This is a genomic window from Ketobacter sp., from assembly GCF_003671495.1.
Lineage (GTDB): Bacteria > Pseudomonadota > Gammaproteobacteria > Pseudomonadales > Ketobacteraceae > Ketobacter.
In genome coordinates this window covers 35,913-53,597 of sequence record NZ_RCHN01000036.1, presented here as the reverse complement: position 1 = coordinate 53,597, position 17,685 = coordinate 35,913, and the positions used below count along the sequence as shown (strand labels likewise).

Genomic DNA, 17,685 nt, shown 5'->3' with positions numbered 1-17,685 from the left:
TAACAGGAGCGCATTATGAATTTTGAGTTATCTGAAGAACAACAAATGCTGGTGGACAGCATCAGCAAATTTCTGCAAAACGACTACGACTTTGAAACCCGGCGCAAGCTGGCGGTCAGTGAATTAGGCTACAGTGCCGACAACTGGAAAACCTTTGCCGAGCTGGGCTGGTTAAGTGTGCCGTTCGCCGAAGAGAATGGCGGCTTTGGTGGTACGGCCATTGATGTGATGCTGATGATGGAAGCCTTCGGCAAGGCGCTGATCACCGAGCCCTTTATACCCACCGTGATTCTGGGTGGCCGCCTGGTGGAGGTGCTGGGCAGTGCAGAACAAAAAGCAAGCCTGCTGGCGTCCGTGATTCAGGGTGAGCTGCAAATGGCCTTGGCCTATGATGAACCCGGTGCCCGGGGCAACCCAGCCTGTGTGGCCACTCAGGCTGAACAGAACGGTGAGGGCTACAGCCTCAGCGGCCAGAAAGTCATGGTGTTGAATGGCCATGCTGCAGACAAAATTCTGGTAACGGCCCGCACCAGTGGTGGCCTGACTGAGGCAGATGGCGTCAGTGTATTTGTAGTGGATGCGAAGGCTGCCGGCGTGACGGTGACGGCGTTCCCTTCCATGGAAGGCGGTCGTGCTGCCAACATCCAGCTGAACGGTGCCAAGGGTGAACTGCTGGGTGTGGCCGGAGCGGCGCTGCCAGCGCTGGAAACGGTGCTGGACGAAGCGGTGATTGCCCTGGGGTCGGAGGCTGTGGGCGCCATGGAAGTGCTGTACAAAACCACGGTGGACTACTGCAAAACCCGCAAACAGTTCGGCATCCCCATCGGCAAATTCCAGGTGCTGCAGCATCGCATGGTGGAAATGTTCATGGCCCACGAATTGACCCAGTCCTCCATGTATATGGCCGGACTGCGCAATCTGGAAGGGGGCGATGTGGCGAAAAAAGCGGCGTCTGCCTTTAAGGTACAGGTTGGCAAGGCGGGTCGCTACATTGGCCAGCAGGCAGTGCAATTGCACGGTGGCATGGGTATGACCGATGAACTGAACGTTGGCTTCTACTTCAAGCGCCTCACTGCCATTGATGCACTGTTGGGTAATCCAGATTATCACCTGAACCGGTATGCCACCGTCGCATAATCAGGATCGGGACAAAAAACCCGGCCAGCGAGCCGGGTTTTTTTTGGCTGTGTGGTACCGGCGGCTTGGCTTCTTCAGGCATTACCCTGTTTCAGGGATTTCGCCAGGGATTCGATGCTGGCCTCCAGCTCTTCTATTTCTTTGTTCAATTCGATGATGCGGGTGATGTCCTTCAGTGGCACGCCGATGAGTTCTTTGCGCAAATTGGTCAGTTTGCGTTTGGCCACCGCCAGCAGATCCAGATTTTTCACAATGTCGCTCTGATCATCGAACACATAGTGGGCCTGATCAAACAGGTCTTTCTGCGGCGAAGTCCCTTCGCTCTTACCAATAAAGACCCCTTCCTGATTGTAATAATGGTATTCCCGCACCGCGTCGGACTCGGTATCCCACATGGGTCACCTCACATTGTTAACCGGGTAATATTTCTTGTTAGCTGCGGATGACGAATAAGGCAAGTCAGCAGGGGGGCTTAGAAGGGATGGGTCTTTGGATCGCCACCGTTACTACCGGCGGCGATCAAAAATGGGGTTAAAACTCCAGTCGGGCGCCGGCGGATAGGGTGGCCAGGTCGGTGTCGGCGTAACCCAGCACCTGCTCATAACTGATAAAAGCGGAAATACCGTAGGGGAACACGGCGGAGAGACCGGCGCTGACTTCAAACCAGGAGGAATCCGGTTCATCAGGGGTGATGGTGAAGTCTTCGCCCGGGTTGACGCTGAAGCGGCCAACAATCAAGTCGCGTTCGTCTTCCAACTCATAGCGCCACACACCTTGGGCGTAGGGTAATACCACCCCCCAATTGAAACTGTGGGCGTAGGCAACCTGGCCGCCCATGGTGAAAATACTGGATTGGACATCCTGATCATCGAACTCCGCTTTCCAGGCGCTGTCACCTTGCTCTGCAAAGCCGTCGATCTGCCCATCCAGGTAGTCGAACTTGGCCAGGGGACCATAGGTCCAGCCGCCCTGGCTGAAGTCATAGGCCCCGGAAAGACTAACGTACATCATGTCGTTGTCGGTTGTGCCAGTGGCCAGGGCATCGGGTAGCTGGCGCTGGGTTTTGAACTCGCCGTTGGAATAGCCAACGGTCATATCCACAGCGAAGTTCCTTCGATACCAGCTGGCGTAAAGCAAGTAGTGGTCGGAGTCGTTTTCAGTGCGGTCATCAAACTCGCTGCTGTATTTCAGTTCTGTTTCTGTGGTCCCATAGGCCAGGCCCAGCAGCCACTCTGGATTCAGTTGCAGGTCCACTCCCAGGGTGTAGTGATCGGTGCTGAGGTCGTAACCCACTTCATAGTCGGTGTGGTCCTGATCACCGTCCACGGTGGAAGCGCTGAAGAATGCGCTGAGACGACTGTTGGCGAAGAGCTCACCACCAGCTGCTCCGCCGTAGTAGTTGGGCAGAATAGCCGCGGAGGACGCGCTGTTGGTGCTGCTGGCGTTACGCTGTCGACGCAGTCCCACCAGGTGATTGCTGACATTGCTGACCTGGTCGCCGCTGATCTGCACCAGGGACGTATAGAGCGCAGACTCTTCCTCCGGGGTCACTTGCGCGGTCACCGTGGAGTCACCGTCGGTGCGTGAAAAGCACACGTCGTCCTCGTTCTGGAACACTTCGTCGCAGACTGTGTCAATTTCCTGCTCGAAATTGTCCTGGTTCTGGTTGGCCTGGACGGTCTGGCTGAAGGTAAGAATCCCTAACAGGGCACACAGGGCGGTACGTGTGGTCATGGTGAAGTCCATTGTTCTCCCCGAAAAACTGTAGGTAAGTTGGTGGGGCGATTCTAGCGGGTTTTACCGGGGCTCGAAAGCTGGGTAGAGAAAAGCAGGGTCTGAAGTCGGGTATCGAAACCAGGGCGTCAAGAGAAGGGGGCGTTGCCCCCTCACCATTACTGAGCCGTGATGGTAAACATGAAATAGTGGTCTACCAACAGCACAATGAACAGGCACATCAGGTACACAATGGAGTAGCCGAAGGTTTTCATGGCGATACCAGGTGTTGGCGCGAATTTCAGGCGGATGGCGTAGTACAGGAACAGGGCGTTCAGGGCCAGGGTGCAGCCCAGGTAGATCAAACCGCTCATGCCGGTGAGATAGGGCAGGAGTGTGCACAGTGACATCAGAATGGTGTAGTGCAACACGGCCGATTTGGTGTACTCAATGCCGTGTGTCACCGGCAACATGGGGATGCCCGCTTTGGCGTAGTCGTCGCGGCGGTGGATGGCCAGGGCCCAGAAGTGCGGCGGTGTCCACACAAATACAATCAACACCAGCAACAGGGCATGGGGATCAATGCTGTTAGTGACGGCCGTCCAACCCAGTAGCGGTGGAATGGCCCCAGCCAGCCCACCGATCACAATGTTCTGGGGGGTGGCTCGTTTCAGGTACATGGTGTAAATAAACGCGTATCCGACGATGCCGAAGAGGGTCAAAAAAGCGGTTAGTGGGTTGATGAAGAACGACAGGATGAACATGGAGGCAACAGACAGGCCTGCCGCAAACAGGATCGCCCGTTGGGGACTGATTTTGCCTCGGGCAACGGGACGGTTCTCGGTGCGGGCCATGATGCTGTCAATGCGCTGATCCACCACATGGTTGACGGCTGCGGCGGCCCCCATGGCGAAAGCCATGCCCACAGAGCCCAATATAAGCACATCCAATGGCACCATTCCCGGAGTAGACATGAACATGCCCACAATGGCGGTCAGCATTAACAGCATCACCACCCGAGGCTTGGTCAGCTCCATATAGTCACGCCAGGATACGGCGCTGGTGAATTCCTTGCTGATGGCTCGACTCATGGTTTGATCCCCCTTGATCGATACAGGCTAAGGTTAAGAAACATTAAACTCATCATCAGAATGGCAGCGACCCCATTATGGGCCACCGCCACCAGCAGTGGCAGGTCCAGGACCACATTGGATATGCCGAGGGCCACCTGCAGGGCCAACAGCGACAGGGCAGCCAGGGCTGCCTTCCTGACCAGCGGTGTGGTACCGGATCGGGTCAGCAGCCAGATGAACAAGCTACCCAGGTACAGGGTTGTGATGATGGCCCCAATCCGGTGAGCCACATGAATGGTGATCTTGGCGTCTGCTGCCAGGTGCGTGGCAAACTCATAATCCTCCACCCCATGTCCCCAGAATTGAAAGGCATCCTCCAGATTCACATGTTGTTGCCAGCCACTTTGGCAGATGGGTAATTCACTGCACACCGTGGCCGCGTAGTTGGCAGCGGTCCAACCGCCCAGGGCGATCTGGAAAGCCAGCACGGCCATGCCGATGATGCCGAAGCGCAGGGCGGCCCGGCTGGGTGCTGGCGCGGCTGTGGGGGCCGCATCCGCTGGCGCATGCAGCTGCACTGCCAATAGAAACAACAGACACAAAGTGGTGAAGCCACCCAGCAGATGGGCCATCACAATGGTGGGGAACAGGCCCAGAGTGACCGTCCACATGCCCAGCAAACCCTGGAATACCACCAGGATGGCCAGAACAGCAGGAATACGGATGGGGATGTCGGGGTCGCGTTTTCGAGCCCTTATACACATGAACAGAATACTGAAGATCACCAGGCCCAATGTGGAGGCGAAATATCGGTGGATCATTTCAGGCCAGGCTTTGTGGGATTCCAAAGGCCGTTCCGGATAGGCCGCATTGGCGTTATTAATGGCCTCGCTACTCTGGGGTACCACCAGATGGCCATAACATCCCGGCCAGTCCGGGCAACCAAGGCCAGCATCCTTGAGGCGGGTATAAGCCCCCAATGCCACTACGCCACAGGCCAACAGAACCGCAAGAATTGAGAGTCGTTTCAGCCACATCTGCGCTTACCCGATCTTGGACAGCTTCAGAACTTTCTGTAGATCCTTCAGCATATCCCGTCCTTTTAGAATGGATTGTTGTTCATCGGCATAGGTGGGGTAGTACATGAACACAGCGCCCATGGTATCCACCAGATAAATAAAACCACTTTGCTCAGAGCGCAGCGCGTTGTTCTCGGTTTCCCGGAACCAGTTCTGCAGATCAGCGGGATGGGCATAGGCCACGGTCAAGTCCGGAAACTCCTGCTCAACCAGCGTCTGGTATTTTCCGCTCAAGGGCTGCGTCACAATCAGCATGGTGGCCACCCGGCTTTGCTCCGGCCCCAGCGCGGAGTGGATCTGGCGAATCTGGTAAAGGCTGTTCTCGCAGGACTCGTTGCAGGTTTCCGGCATGACGTAGACCATCCACCACTTTTTCTTCAGGGCGTCAGCGGGTATTGCTTGCGCATCTGCTGTGGCAAGTTCAAGGGATTCAAACGGAACCGGAGGTTGAATCAGCTCGCCCCGATTGGTGGTGCCAACGGATTTATACAGGCCGGTTTTATGCAGCATCAATGCAGCCAGGAACGGAATAACAAAAATGGCGAGGGCGATGAGGAATGTTCGGCGATTGGTATCCATACTAGACAACTGCATTTTTATTGTTTTCGTTTCGTGTTGACCACGAAATAGATCACCAGCAAAGCGGCAGCCAGGGAAAACCACTGTACTGCATATCCGTAATGCTTTTCTGGCCCCATTCGTTGGCTATGCCATTCGCGCACAAATTGTGAGGATTCGTCCGGTGACAAACGCAACACAAAAGGCATCAATGGATAATCAAACAGCTGGGCTGATTTTTCAAGGTCTATTTTCTGGATCAGGAAAGGCCAGCGTGCATGGCTGTAATCGTCTTCCTTGAGGACAAAAAAATCGGGGTTGGGGGTGTGGGCGTTGCCGTGCAGGGTGAGTTCGCCTGTCTCCTTCGGAATCGTGGGCGCTATCCGACGATCCGGGCCCTGGGCGATCCAGCCCCGGTTGATCAGCACTATCCGGCCTTCAGTCAAAAAGGCGGTGAGCACTTCATAGCCCGGCTGGCCTCGATATGGCCGGTTGTCCAGCAACAGGCTGCGATCATTCAGGTAGTGCCCGGTCATGTGTACAGGAAAATCCGTCATATCCGCGGCTAGCTCTGTTGCTGTGAGCGCATTGATATTGCGACTGGGTTGTTGGCTTCGGCTTTCCAGGCGTTCCACCATCTGTGATTTGAGTTCGGCTCGTCGCAATTGCCAGAATCCCAGGTTCATCAGCAGGGTAAGCACCAGGAGAGTGGCGATGGTGGGGATCAGGGTGGGTGTGAACAGGAACCCGGCGATGACAATCCCTTTGCGGCTATGTGCTATGGATTTGGTCATTGTTATACTGCATTCACTTCTGGTCCCATGGATATAGTTATGCTTGTTAAAATCGCGGTTATCGCTGTCTTGGTCGTTATTGTGTTCAGCTTGTTTGGTGCACTGAGATCGTTGGTGCGAAATCAGGAGGGGGACAAACAGCGTACCGTTAAAATGCTGGCCTACCGCGTCGGGTTTTCCGCACTGCTTCTGGTCATGTTGGGCGTTGCTTTTGCCCTGGGCTGGATTCAGCCCCACGGGTTGAAAGGCTGAGCTGCTGGCAGCTCAGCCAGTATGCCGGTTAGAGCCAGTACACGCACACAAACAGGAACAACCACACCACATCCACAAAGTGCCAGTACCAGGCAGAGGCCTCAAAGGCAAAGTGGTTATCCGGCGTTAGATTACCCTTTAAGGCCCGCAGGAACATGATGGTGAGCATCGTTGCCCCGATGGTAACGTGCATGCCGTGGAAACCGGTCAGCATGAAGAAAGTGGAACCGTATATGCCGGCGTCCAGGGTTAACCCCATCTCTGTGTAGGCGTGCACATATTCTTCCACCTGGAAAAAGAGGAAGGCAAAGCCCAGTACCAGCGTAATGAACAGGCTGACCAGCAACCGATTGCGCTGGCCCGCCACCAGTGCATGATGGGCAATGGTCAGCGTGATGCTGCTGCTCACCAGCAACACCGTGTTCAGGAACGGCAGTCCCCAGGCCGGCATGGCCTCCGTGGTGGCGCCACCGGGTGTCAGGGTCAGTGGCCACATGGCCTGGAAGTTGGGCCAAAGCAACTCGTGGGTCATGGCTTCTTCGCCGGCACCGCCCAGCCAGGGCACTGCCAGTATGCGGACATAGAACAGGGCGCCGAAGAACGCACCAAAAAACATGACCTCAGAGAAAATAAACCACAGCATACCCATGCGGTAGGAGCGGTCCATCTGGGCACTGTTCATGTTGGCCAGGCTTTCCCGGATGGTGTCGCGGAACCAGACGAACATCATCACCAGGATACCCAGAATCCCCAATGGCAGAATGTAGCTGCCGGATGAGCCTTCGTTGGTCACCAGCCCGGAGCCGGAGTTCTGTTGGATGAAATTGGCGGCGCCGAAGGCCACCAGGAACAAAGCAATGGCTGTAATGAATGGCCAGGGGCTTTGCTCAGGCACGTAATAATGTGTTGTTTTTTCTGCCATGACTGATCTCCTCAAGCGATCAAAATCCGGTTAGTTCGCGGCCAGGGGGGCGCCTTTCTCGGTTGATTTGGTGATGTCGTAGAGCTGGTAGGAAAGCGTAATCGTGCGCACGCTTTTGGGCAGCCCCGGATCGACATAGAAAATCAACGGCATATCCATTTCCTCGCCGCCATTTAGTTCCTGATTGTTGAAACAAAAGCACTCTGTTTTCTTGAAATAGGGGGTAGCCTGTGCCGGTGACACCGAAGGAATCGCCTGACCTACGATCAGGCGGCTGGTGGGATTGCGAACATGAAAGTCCACTTTCTGGATGGCGCCCGGATGTACCTTGATGCTGAAAATGTTGGGCTTGAAATCCCAGGGCATAGCCGGGTCCGTATCCGCCAGGAACTGCACAGTGACCATTCTGTCTTCTACCACCACGGCATCTTCAATATCCGCGGCCTCATTGGCGGTTTTGCCGTTGAGGCCGGTGATAGCACAGATGGCGTCGTACATGGGGGGCAACACGCCTACCGCAAACACGAACATGCCCACCACGATCAAAGACAATTTTTTGATCAGCTTGCGGTTGGCCTGTTGTACGGAGTGTTGCTCTGTCATCAGCTGGCTTCCCCTTGGCTTGTCACTTGATTACCGGTGGTGTGGTAAAGCTGTGATAAGGCACCGGCGAGGGCAGGGTCCACTCCAGACCTTCTGCACCATCCCAGACCTGATCGCTGACCGGCTCGCCTTTTTTGCGGAAGCAGACTTCAATCAGTATCCACAGCAGAATCAGCTGACTGAGGCCAAAGCCGAAACCACCGATACTGATCCACCAATTGAAGTCGGCGAACTGCAGTGAGTAATCCGAATAGCGCCGCGGCATCCCGGCCAAGCCCACGAAATGCATGGGGAAGAACAGCAGGTTTACGAAGATCAGGGAGCTCCAGAAATGGAGCTTCGCCAGCCCGATGTTGTACATGCGACCGGTCCATTTGGGTAGCCAGTAGTACACGCCGGCAACGATGGAGAACACGGCCCCGGTTACCAGCACATAGTGGAAGTGTGCCACCACGAAATAGGTGTCATGGTATTGCTGATCCACCGGTGTAATCGCCAGCATCAAGCCCGAGAACCCGCCAATGGTGAACAGCACCACAAAGGCGATGGCGAACAGCATAGGCACTTCGAACGTCATCGCGCCTTTCCACATGGTGGCCACCCAGTTGAACACCTTGACCCCGGTGGGGACCGCGATCAGCATGGTCATGTACATGTAGAACAGGTTGCCGGCCAGTGGCAGCCCCACGGTAAACATGTGGTGCGCCCAGACCACGAAGGACAGGAAGGCAATGGAGGCTGTGGCGTACACCATGGAGGCGTAACCGAACAAGGGCTTGCGGGCAAAGGTGGGAATGATGGCCGACACAATACCAAAGGCCGGCAGAATCATGATGTACACCTCAGGATGCCCGAAGAACCAGAACACGTGCTGGAACAACACCGGGTCGCCACCGCCAGCGGCGTCAAAGAAGCTGGTGCCGAAATGGCGGTCCGTCAGCATCATGGTGACCGCACCGGCCAGTACCGGCATGACGGCAATCAGCAGGAATGCGGTGATCAGCCAGGTCCACACGAACAGCGGCATCTTCATCAAGGTCATGCCGGGAGCACGCAGGTTGAAGATGGTAACGATAACGTTCACCGCACCCATGATGGATGATACCCCCATCATGTGCACTGAGAAGATAAAGAAGTCAGTGGAGGCCGGCCCATATTTTGTGGACAGCGGTGCGTAGAACGTCCAGCCGAAATTTGGTGCATCGGCAATGCCCAGGAACGACTGGATGATGGCGATGATCAGCAGGGAAAAGGCAAATGGCAGAATCCAGAAACTCCAGTTATTGAGTCGCGGAAGTGCCATGTCCGGTGCTCCGATCATCATCGGAACCATATAGTTAGCCAGCCCCACAAAGGCAGGCATGACCGCACCAAACACCATGATTAAGCCGTGGGTAGTGGTCATCTGGTTGAAGAAGTTGGGATCAACCAACTGCAGGCCAGGGTACATCAGCTCTGCACGGATGATCATGGCCATGAAGCCCCCGGTCAGGAACATGATGAAACTGAACCAGAGATACATGGCTCCGATGTCTTTATGGTTGGTCGCAAACAGCCAGCGCTTGATGCCCTTCATCGGGCCGTGATGTTCACCCATTTTTATTTCCCCCTATCCTTATTTCGCAACGTCGCGTGGTTGTACAACATCAACACCATCAGTGGGGGTGTTGCCCCAGGCGTTGCGCTCATAGGTAATGATTGCCGCGATTTCTTTCGGGCTTAGCATGGAGCCAAAGCCGGGCATGGCATTCTTGCCTTTTACCACGATGTGAATGTGGTCAGCGACAGGGCCGGTGGCCAGAGCGCTGCCGGCCAGGGCCGGGAAGGTGGGCGGCAGGCCTTGACCGTTGGCCTGGTGACAGGCAGAACAACGCGCCAGATAGGCTTTCTCACCTTCGGCCATCAGCTCGTCCTTGGTAAAGGTCTTGTCCAGGCTGTTGGCGGCGGCTTCCGCCTCTGCTTTCTGGGCAGCACGGGCATCTGCCAGCCATTGCTCGAATTCTGCCACCGGGCGTGCATCGACCACGATCGGCATAAAGGCGTGATCCTTACCGCAGAGTTCCGCGCACTGTCCGCGATAGATCCCGGGGTTGTCCTCCGGCACCAGCGTCCACAGTTCGTTGATGAAGCCGGGAATCGCGTCTTTCTTGATGGCAAAAGCCGGCACCCACCAGGAATGAATCACATCGTCAGCGGTGATCAGGAAGCGCACCTTGCGCCCCGTGGGGATCACCAGTGGCTTGTCCACATCCTGTTTGTAGAGGGCGGTCTGCTCAGGGTAATTGCCGTCGGCGCGATAACTGTCTTTAGCCGTTTTTTTGGGGAACAGGCCCGAGGCCAGGGCAGGGCGTATGATTTCTTCGGAGGGGGTGGAGAGTACGCTGTAATAATCCAGATCCAGATTGCCTTTGCCCTCCCAATCCAGATACTCATAGTGCCATTTCCATTGGGAACCGGTGATCTTTATGGTAAGTGCGGAATCTGAGGTGTCGTTCATGGCGATCAGCACTTTGGTGGCCGGTATCGCCATCAGGATCAGGATGATGAAAGGAACCACCGTCCACATGATCTCCACGCTGGTACTTTCGTGGAATTGGGCGGCTTCGTGGCCCTTGGACTTGCGGTGCTTGATCATGGAATAGAACATCGCCCCAAACACGACAATTCCAATCGCGACACACCACCACAGCATGGTGCGGTGCATATCAAAAACCTGCTGGCTGATGTCCGTGACACCTGGGGTCATATCCAGTTGCCACTCCGCGAACACCGAGCTGCTGGTAACAGTGGCTAGCGCAAGACCGATCGCCGAACATCGCTTTGCTAATGACTGCATTCTTTACTCCCTGATTCTTATTGTCGTCAGCCCGCCAATTAAGGTTAGTCGTTGGCGCACGGACTTTCTCGGTTTTGTAAACCACGGCAAGGCCAGCCGGTACGTTTGCTGGCTTTAACGTTTCTGGAGTAATCGAATGCTGGGAATGCAAGACACACAGGAATCCGCCTCCCACAATCATCCAGTGGAGGACCTGCCCAAAGTTGCGTTCAAGCCAATGCAATTACTGTTGCATCAGTCTCACACCTGCCATTGGAACTGCTTGGCGACATCTATGCGAAAGTTGATTTTGGTCACTATGGGACCATTGGGCGTCACTATAATGCTATGCCTAGTGACATGCGAAGATAGATTCGGATGTTATGGTTGTAAGCTATCGTCGCCGTCAGTAATTGTAGGCTGACTCAGAAAAAATCCCCCCGGTGTAGAGGTCCTTCTGCGCCCCTCTGTTTAGCCCACGTAAACTCTAAGTTCTCTCTATTCGGATGTCCAGTCATGGATGAAAAAAAGGTATACTTGACCGGACTTTAACTCCCATTATGAGGTATACAGTCTGAATCTGTTTGTGAGGACTGTTTGAGAGCATCGCATGAGCGCAGAACCCATTTACCGAGTGGTATTTCTCAACCAAAGTGAGATCTACGAGATTTACGTCAAGAACGTATACCAAAGTGATTTGTACGGCTTTCTGGAGATAGAAGGTTTCCTGTTTGGTGAGCGTCGGCAGATGGTGGTGGATCCCTCCGAGGAGCGTTTGAAAGCCCAGTTCCAGGATGTCAGCCGAACCTACATTCCCATGCACGCGGTGATTCGGGTGGATGAGGTGGAAAAGCAGGGCGTCGGTAAGATCACAGAGGTGAAGGGGGGCAATGTGACCCAGTTCCCGGGATTTCCTTTTGGCCCCGGCGGCGGGGGCAATAAGGCTGGTTGAAACATAATCAATACAGTAAGTGACTACTATTTAGCCGCCGTTCATCGTTAAAATGGGCACGCTTACAGGGAATTAGGTTGTCTATAACTGGAAAAAAGCCGTTAATAGACTATATGTGTCCGTGTTGGTTCGCTATTGGGGAATGTGCGAGCTAACCTAATTAGGAATGGATGTCGATGAAAAAAGTGAAGCGAAGCAGCCCGATCAGTTCGCGCTACAGCCTGGATAAGCTGGAGAGTATGGTGTTGCGGGATATCGCCCGTCTGGAAGAGCAGCTTGCTCGTGTTGAAGGGGATTCCAGCCACACTCGTCTGTCCACGGCCCGGACTTATCGGAACATGATCGCTGACCGTAAAAATTTGCTGGCTCAGATTAAAGAGCAATCGAGCGAATTTCTGGGGGAAGCTATCTGAGTCTAGTTCTAGACATAAAAAAACCGCCTGCCGGCGGTTTTTTTATGTCTGTAGTTTGAGCCTGGCGCTTAAACGCGAAACCCCGCACTGGGCGGGGTTTCCGGATATGGTGGCTATGCCCTGATTTGAACAGGGGACCCCATCATTATGAGTGATGTGCTCTAACCAGCTGAGCTACATAGCCTTTTCGAGGGCGCAAATTCTCGCAATTCAGCCCTCCCAAGTCAAGTGAAAGTGCGTTATTTATACGTTAAATCGGAAGTGAATAACGTCTCCATCCTTGACGATATAGTCCTTGCCTTCCAGTCGCCATTTGCCGGCTTCCTTCGCCCCCTGTTCTCCGTTATTGGCCACATAGTCGTCATAGGCGACGATCTCTGCCCGGATGAAGCCTTTCTCGAAGTCCGTGTGGATCACGCCAGCGGCCTGGGGCGCGGTGGCGCCTACCTTGACGGTCCAGGCGCGCACTTCTTTGACGCCGGCTGTAAAGTAGGTCTGCAGGCCCAGCAATTGGTAGCCAGCCCGGATCACCCGGTCCAGCCCGGGCTCCGTTATGCCCAGTTCTGCCAGAAATTCGGCCTTGTCTTCGTCCTCCAGCTCAATGATTTCTTCCTCGATCTTGGCGCAGATCGGGACCACCTGGGCGTTTTCGGATTGGGCCAGCTCGCGAACCTTGTCCAGCAGCGGGTTATTCTCAAAGCCGCCCTCAGCCACGTTGGCGATGTACATGGTGGGCTTGATGGTGAGCAGATTGAGGGAGCGAACCTGTTTCAGGTCCTCGGTATCCAGTTGGGCGGAGCGGGCCGGCTTGCCTTCATTGAGGAAGGGCATCAGCTTTTCCAGTACTTTCTGCCGGGCTATGGCTTCCTTGTCACCGCCTTTGGCCTGCTTGCTGGCTTTGGCCATGGCTTTTTCGACGCTGTCCAGGTCCGCCAGGGCGAGTTCGGTGTTGATGATTTCGATGTCCGAAAGCGGGTCCACTTTACCGGCCACGTGAATAATGTTGTCGTCTTCAAAGCAGCGTACCACGTGGGCAATGGCATCGGTTTCGCGAATGTTGGCCAGGAACTGGTTGCCCAGGCCTTCCCCTTTGGAAGCGCCTTCCACCAGTCCGGCGATGTCGACGAATTCCATGGTGGTGGGGACCACGCGCTCGGGCTTTACGATGTTCGCCAGGGTGTCCTGGCGGGGATCGGGCACGGGAACCACCCCGGTGTTGGGCTCGATGGTGCAGAAGGGAAAATTCTGCGCTTCAATCCCGGCTTTGGTGAGCGCATTGAACAGGGTTGATTTGCCTACATTGGGCAAACCGACAATACCGCACTTGATTCCCATAGGATGGTTCCACTCGTTGTTAGGTTAGGAAGACGCAGTGAAGCTGTGCAGACGGTTCATGGCTTTGTTGGCGTTGCCGCTCAACAGATCCGGCATAACCCGTAACGCTTCATCGATGGCGTCGTCAATGAGTTGTTGTTCTTTGGCGGGCGCTTTGCCCAGCACAAACCCGCTTACCTGATCGGCGCTGCCCGGGTGACCAATACCGATGCGCAGGCGGGCGAAATCTTTGTTATTGCCCAGCTTGCTGATGATATCCCGTAAGCCGTTGTGGCCGCCATGGCCACCGCCTTGCTTTAACCTGGCGACGCCCGGCGGCAAATCCAGCTCGTCGTGAGCCACCAGTATGCGTTCGGGAGGAATTTTGAAAAAGCTGGCAAAGGGTGCAACGGCCTGGCCGCTGACATTCATGTAGGTGGTGGGGATTAGAAAGCGGACGTCATGGCCATGGATGCTGGCCCGCCCGGTGAGGGCATGGTATTTGGTGTCGTTGGCAAGGTTGACGTTATGTTGGTGCGCCAACCTTGCAACGAACCAGGCGCCGGCGTTGTGGCGGGTGTCTTCGTATTGTCGGCCCGGGTTACCCAGGCCGACAATCAGATCAATGCCGTCTTTCAACTGCCTGGCCTCAGCGCTTATTCAGCGTCGTCAGCTGCGCTTTCTTCCTCGTCAGAGGCGCCGCCGCGAGGAGCGTTGACGATCACAACCGGCAGGTCGTGGTCTTCGCCCAATTGCAGTGCTTTCAGCTCTACACCGCTGGGCAGCGTCAGGTTGCTCAGGTGTACCACAGTGCCGATGTCGGCATCCGCCAGATCCACTTCAATGAACTCAGGCAGGTCTTTTGCCAGACACACAACTTCCACTTCAGACAGTTGGTGGGCAATCACGCCGCCATGCTGCTTAACGCCTACACACTTCTCTTCGTTGATGAAGTGCAGGGGCACGTTCATGTGCAGTTTGTGAGTGGTGTCAACCCGCAGGAAGTCCGCGTGCATGGGGATGGACTTGGAGGGGTGACGTTGCAGGTCTTTGAGTACCACCTGTTCAGAGGCGCCGTCCACGTCCAGGGTCAGGATGTGGGAGTAGAACGCTTCGTTTTCCAACGCCTTCACCAGATCCTTGAATTCCACAGAAATCTGCTGAGAAGGTTTGTCGGCGCCGTAGACGATGGCAGGGACTTTGTTTTCGAGACGACGCAGGCGGCGGCTCGCACCTTTCCCCGAGTCGGCTCGAGATGTTGCGCTAATGGTAAAATCACCGGACATGGGTGTTTCTCCTTTGATGATGACCTTTCGGGTTTCGCGACCAAACGCCGAAAGGGGTGGTTAAATGCCTTGTTCTTCCCAGGTTAGTCCTTGGGGGTGAACATGGCGCTCAATGATTCTTCGTTATTAATGCGGCGGATGCATTCCGCCAGCATGGGTGCCAGGCTCAGCTGGCGAATGCGGTCACAGGCTTTGCCGGCGGCAGACAGCGGGATGCTGTCGGTGATCACCAGCTCGTCCATCTTGGAGCCGTTCAGGTTGTCGATGGCCGGTCCGGAAAGCACAGCGTGGGTTACATAGGCGACCACTTTGGTGGCGCCATGATCCTTGAGGGCTTCGGCGGCTTTGCACAGGGTGCCGGCGGTGTCCACCATGTCATCCACCAGGATGCAGGTGCGGCCTTCCACTTCACCGATGATGTGCATGACCTGGGACATGTTGGCTTTCGGGCGCCGTTTGTCGATGATGGCAAGGTCACAGTCGTTCAGCTGCTTGGCCACGGCGCGGGCCCGAACTACACCGCCCACGTCGGGGGAGACCACCATCAGGTCCTGGTAGTTCTGTTTTTTGATGTCTTCCAGCAGAATGGGGGAGCCGTATACGTTATCCACCGGGATGTCGAAGAACCCCTGGATCTGGTCGGCGTGCAGGTCAACGGTCAGCAGGCGGTCAATGCCCACGGTGGTGAGCATGTCGGCCACCACTTTGGCGGTAATGGGAACCCGGGCCGAGCGTACCCGTCGGTCCTGGCGGGCATAGCCGAAATAGGGTACCACGGCCGTGATGCGGCCGGCGGAGGCGCGGCGCAGGGCGTCGGCAATGACCAGCAGTTCCATGATGCTGTCGTTGGTGGGGGCGCAGGTGGACTGGACGATGAAGACGTCGCTGCCGCGGACGTTTTCATTAATCTCAACGGAGATTTCGCCGTCACTGAACTTGCCTACCTCGGCGTCGCCCATGGGGACGTGGAGGTGCTTGGCCATTTTTGTGGCAAGCTCAGGGGTTGCGTTTCCCGTAAACAGGATAAGATTGGACACGCCAGTCACCTTGTAATTTCAGTCTGCAGAGAAAATCCAGGGAAATATGGCAGGGCCGCCAGGATTCGAACCTGGGAATGACGGGATCAAAACCCGTTGCCTTACCGCTTGGCGACGGCCCTACAACTTTGACAGATCCGGTGATCAGTCTGGGCGGCGAATCTTACCAGAAAATCACCAAATGTTTTAGAAGTTTTTTTCGGAATTTAGCGCTGATTGGCCAAGGCTCCGAAATACAGTGGGGAAAGGTTGCAACCCTTGGCTGTGTGCCACTTAAGGTCTTGATTTGTAATGCCAAAATCAGACATCTTAAGGGTTAGCCGGTGTCGCTTTGTCTCGGCGTCCACCTGATCTTTACAACTTATAAAGAGGCAGGCACCGCTTCCCGTCACTTTAGCTTGTCCTTCCGAGTTCATCAATGTCAGGCATCGATCAATGAGAGGAAAGCGTCTTCGCAGAACCGGTTCGAAATCATTGTGACCGACCCCGTTCAGGAAGTCGCGTATTCTGATGACCTTTGAATTTCTTGTCAATTGTTTTTCTTGGAAAAGTTCGGCGGTGCTGGCATGGCAATTGGGGGCTGCAATCAGGTACCAGGGTTCCGCAATGGTGACGTCTTCGAAGCGCTCCCCGACCCCCACCGCCAGCGCCGCATGGCCATGGACAAAGATGGGTACATCGGCCCCCAGGTGCAGCCCCAATTGGCAGAGTTGTGTGCGGCTTAATCCGGTTTGCCACAGGTGATTGAGCGCCACCAGGGTGCTGGCGGCGTTGGAGGAGCCGCCACCCAGGCCGCCGCCCATGGGCAGATGTTTTTCCAGCCGGATATGGGCGCCGTGCGGGGTTCCTGTGTGCTCTTTCAACAGGGTTGCGGCGCGGTAGACCAGGTTGTGCTGGGGCTCTATCCCGGGGATGGCCGGCACCACTTCAATCTCAGTCGTGGTTTTGGTATCGATGTGGAGGGTGTCGCACAGGTCAATAAACTGAAACAGGGTTTGCAGGTTGTGGTAGCCATCATCCCGCCGACCGGTGATGTGGAGGAACAGGTTGAGCTTGGCGGGTGACAGTACGCTGAGGCTCATGAAGCGGGTGTGGTCTCATCGTTGTTGGCAAGCGGCAGCCATTCTTTGATGATCAGGGTGACTTTCAGATTGTCTTTGGTGATCCTGATCTTCTGTGGCAGCAGTGTGCCCATGGCCTCTCCATAGCGGTCGAATTCCAGCGTCCACTGGTCCTGTCGCAGGGTCTTGAGGGTGCCGTATTCATTGTAAGTGGGCTCGCTTTTGCCACGGGGCGCCGGTATGCCTTTTACCCAGTAGAGCAGTTGGTGAATGGGAATGTCCCAGCCAGTGTGCTCCATTACCAGTTGTTCGGGGGAGTCGGATATAAAGGTGCCGTCGCTGTTTTCCAGGCGGGCGCCATAAGGGTTACCGCTGACCACGGTGGAACCCTGCCCCAGGGGGCCGGAGAGCAGAATATAGAAGCTGTCGAAGGACTGACTCCAATCCAGATAGGCGCTGCCGCCATCCTCTGCTGTACGCACACCGATTTTGCCGCGGATCTGCCATTCCTGCATCAGGGTGAGGGTGCGCACATGTTCCACCCAGTTGAGCTTGGGCTGGTCCGCTTTGGGGGGAGGCATTTCATGGGAAGTTTGCCAGATCTGGCAGCCTGATGTGATTAAGCTGGCCAGGAGGATGGCCAGCGTGATCAAGGTTCGGTTATGGGGCACGGTGT

At 55.5% G+C, this 17,685-nt stretch carries 20 protein-coding genes and 2 tRNA genes; 4 read left to right on the top strand and 18 right to left on the bottom strand.

Annotation, left to right across the window (positions count from 1 at the left end; translation table 11 throughout):
• The first annotated feature begins 15 nt into the window (after window positions 1-15).
• A complete protein-coding gene (locus D9N14_RS17420; RefSeq protein ID WP_290582073.1) occupies window positions 16-1,137 on the top strand; it encodes an acyl-CoA dehydrogenase family protein in 1,122 nt (373 codons plus the stop codon).
• Between the two features lie 74 nt (window positions 1,138-1,211).
• Here the strand turns inward: D9N14_RS17420 and D9N14_RS17415 are convergent, their stop codons facing one another.
• The 6 genes from D9N14_RS17415 to D9N14_RS17390 all read right to left on the bottom strand — a co-directional run bounded on the left by D9N14_RS17415 (window position 1,212) and on the right by D9N14_RS17390 (window position 6,354).
• Window positions 1,212-1,532 (bottom strand): hypothetical protein, encoded by a 321-nt coding sequence (locus D9N14_RS17415; protein ID WP_290582071.1) that lies wholly within the window; start codon window positions 1,530-1,532, stop codon window positions 1,212-1,214.
• A 136-nt stretch (window positions 1,533-1,668) separates the two neighbouring features.
• Window positions 1,669-2,871, bottom strand: a complete 1,203-nt coding sequence (locus D9N14_RS17410) for an autotransporter outer membrane beta-barrel domain-containing protein (protein WP_290582069.1) — start codon at window positions 2,869-2,871, stop codon at window positions 1,669-1,671.
• Between the two features lie 158 nt (window positions 2,872-3,029).
• The gene (gene cyoE / locus D9N14_RS17405; protein WP_290582067.1) at window positions 3,030-3,941 is read right to left on the bottom strand and encodes a heme o synthase; all 912 of its coding nucleotides are present in this window, start codon (window positions 3,939-3,941) and stop codon (window positions 3,030-3,032) included.
• Entirely contained in the window at window positions 3,938-4,960 is a 1,023-nt protein-coding gene (locus D9N14_RS17400; RefSeq protein WP_290582065.1) for a COX15/CtaA family protein, read from the bottom strand. The genes cyoE and D9N14_RS17400 overlap by 4 nt, the downstream gene beginning before the upstream one ends.
• A gap of 6 nt (window positions 4,961-4,966) precedes the next feature.
• Window positions 4,967-5,581, bottom strand: a complete 615-nt coding sequence (locus D9N14_RS17395) for an SCO family protein (RefSeq protein ID WP_290582063.1) — start codon at window positions 5,579-5,581, stop codon at window positions 4,967-4,969.
• A 17-nt stretch (window positions 5,582-5,598) separates the two neighbouring features.
• The gene (locus tag D9N14_RS17390) at window positions 5,599-6,354 is read right to left on the bottom strand and encodes an SURF1 family protein (protein ID WP_411267953.1); all 756 of its coding nucleotides are present in this window, start codon (window positions 6,352-6,354) and stop codon (window positions 5,599-5,601) included.
• On the opposite strand from D9N14_RS17390, the gene D9N14_RS22715 reads away from it, so the two are divergent.
• On the top strand, window positions 6,334-6,606 hold the full coding sequence (locus tag D9N14_RS22715; protein ID WP_411267952.1) for a twin transmembrane helix small protein: 273 nt from the start codon (window positions 6,334-6,336) through the stop codon (window positions 6,604-6,606). The genes D9N14_RS17390 and D9N14_RS22715 overlap by 21 nt on opposite strands.
• A gap of 28 nt (window positions 6,607-6,634) precedes the next feature.
• On the opposite strand, the gene D9N14_RS17385 is transcribed toward D9N14_RS22715, so the two are convergent.
• The 4 genes from D9N14_RS17385 to coxB are packed head-to-tail and all read right to left on the bottom strand — an operon-like array spanning window position 6,635 to window position 10,967.
• The gene (locus D9N14_RS17385; protein ID WP_290582060.1) at window positions 6,635-7,528 is read right to left on the bottom strand and encodes a cytochrome c oxidase subunit 3; all 894 of its coding nucleotides are present in this window, start codon (window positions 7,526-7,528) and stop codon (window positions 6,635-6,637) included.
• Window positions 7,529-7,558: 30 nt separating this feature from the next.
• Window positions 7,559-8,131, bottom strand: a complete 573-nt coding sequence (locus D9N14_RS17380) for a cytochrome c oxidase assembly protein (RefSeq protein ID WP_290582058.1) — start codon at window positions 8,129-8,131, stop codon at window positions 7,559-7,561.
• A gap of 22 nt (window positions 8,132-8,153) precedes the next feature.
• The gene (gene ctaD / locus D9N14_RS17375; protein WP_290582055.1) at window positions 8,154-9,728 is read right to left on the bottom strand and encodes a cytochrome c oxidase subunit I; all 1,575 of its coding nucleotides are present in this window, start codon (window positions 9,726-9,728) and stop codon (window positions 8,154-8,156) included.
• 18 nt (window positions 9,729-9,746) lie between these two features.
• Entirely contained in the window at window positions 9,747-10,967 is a 1,221-nt protein-coding gene (coxB, locus tag D9N14_RS17370) for a cytochrome c oxidase subunit II (protein ID WP_290582053.1), read from the bottom strand.
• 589 nt (window positions 10,968-11,556) lie between these two features.
• Here coxB and D9N14_RS17365 point away from each other — a divergent pair.
• Together D9N14_RS17365 and D9N14_RS17360 are read left to right on the top strand one after the other, a co-directional pair.
• A complete protein-coding gene (locus D9N14_RS17365; protein ID WP_290582051.1) occupies window positions 11,557-11,898 on the top strand; it encodes a DUF1820 family protein in 342 nt (113 codons plus the stop codon).
• A 176-nt stretch (window positions 11,899-12,074) separates the two neighbouring features.
• Entirely contained in the window at window positions 12,075-12,311 is a 237-nt protein-coding gene (locus D9N14_RS17360; RefSeq protein WP_290582049.1) for a hypothetical protein, read from the top strand.
• Between the two features lie 107 nt (window positions 12,312-12,418).
• Here D9N14_RS17360 and D9N14_RS17355 read toward each other — a convergent pair.
• The 8 genes from D9N14_RS17355 to lolB all read right to left on the bottom strand — a co-directional run bounded on the left by D9N14_RS17355 (window position 12,419) and on the right by lolB (window position 17,680).
• A tRNA-Met gene (locus D9N14_RS17355) sits at window positions 12,419-12,495 on the bottom strand.
• A gap of 59 nt (window positions 12,496-12,554) precedes the next feature.
• Complete coding sequence (ychF, locus tag D9N14_RS17350) at window positions 12,555-13,646, bottom strand: redox-regulated ATPase YchF (RefSeq protein ID WP_290582047.1); 1,092 nt, start codon at window positions 13,644-13,646, stop codon at window positions 12,555-12,557.
• Between the two features lie 24 nt (window positions 13,647-13,670).
• Window positions 13,671-14,264 carry an aminoacyl-tRNA hydrolase gene (pth, locus tag D9N14_RS17345; protein WP_290582045.1) on the bottom strand — a complete coding sequence of 198 codons (594 nt, stop codon included), beginning with the start codon at window positions 14,262-14,264 and terminating at the stop codon, window positions 13,671-13,673.
• A gap of 17 nt (window positions 14,265-14,281) precedes the next feature.
• Entirely contained in the window at window positions 14,282-14,911 is a 630-nt protein-coding gene (locus D9N14_RS17340; protein ID WP_290582043.1) for a 50S ribosomal protein L25/general stress protein Ctc, read from the bottom strand.
• Between the two features lie 83 nt (window positions 14,912-14,994).
• Window positions 14,995-15,936, bottom strand: coding sequence for a ribose-phosphate pyrophosphokinase (locus tag D9N14_RS17335; RefSeq protein ID WP_411267955.1), 942 nt, complete (start codon window positions 15,934-15,936; stop codon window positions 14,995-14,997).
• 59 nt (window positions 15,937-15,995) lie between these two features.
• Window positions 15,996-16,070: transfer RNA gene (locus D9N14_RS17330), tRNA-Gln, on the bottom strand.
• A gap of 84 nt (window positions 16,071-16,154) precedes the next feature.
• Complete coding sequence (gene ispE / locus D9N14_RS17325) at window positions 16,155-17,030, bottom strand: 4-(cytidine 5'-diphospho)-2-C-methyl-D-erythritol kinase (protein ID WP_290582039.1); 876 nt, start codon at window positions 17,028-17,030, stop codon at window positions 16,155-16,157.
• Entirely contained in the window at window positions 17,027-17,680 is a 654-nt protein-coding gene (gene lolB, locus D9N14_RS17320; protein ID WP_290582037.1) for a lipoprotein insertase outer membrane protein LolB, read from the bottom strand. Before lolB ends, ispE begins: the two co-directional genes overlap by 4 nt.
• Window positions 17,681-17,685: the final 5 nt, after the last annotated feature.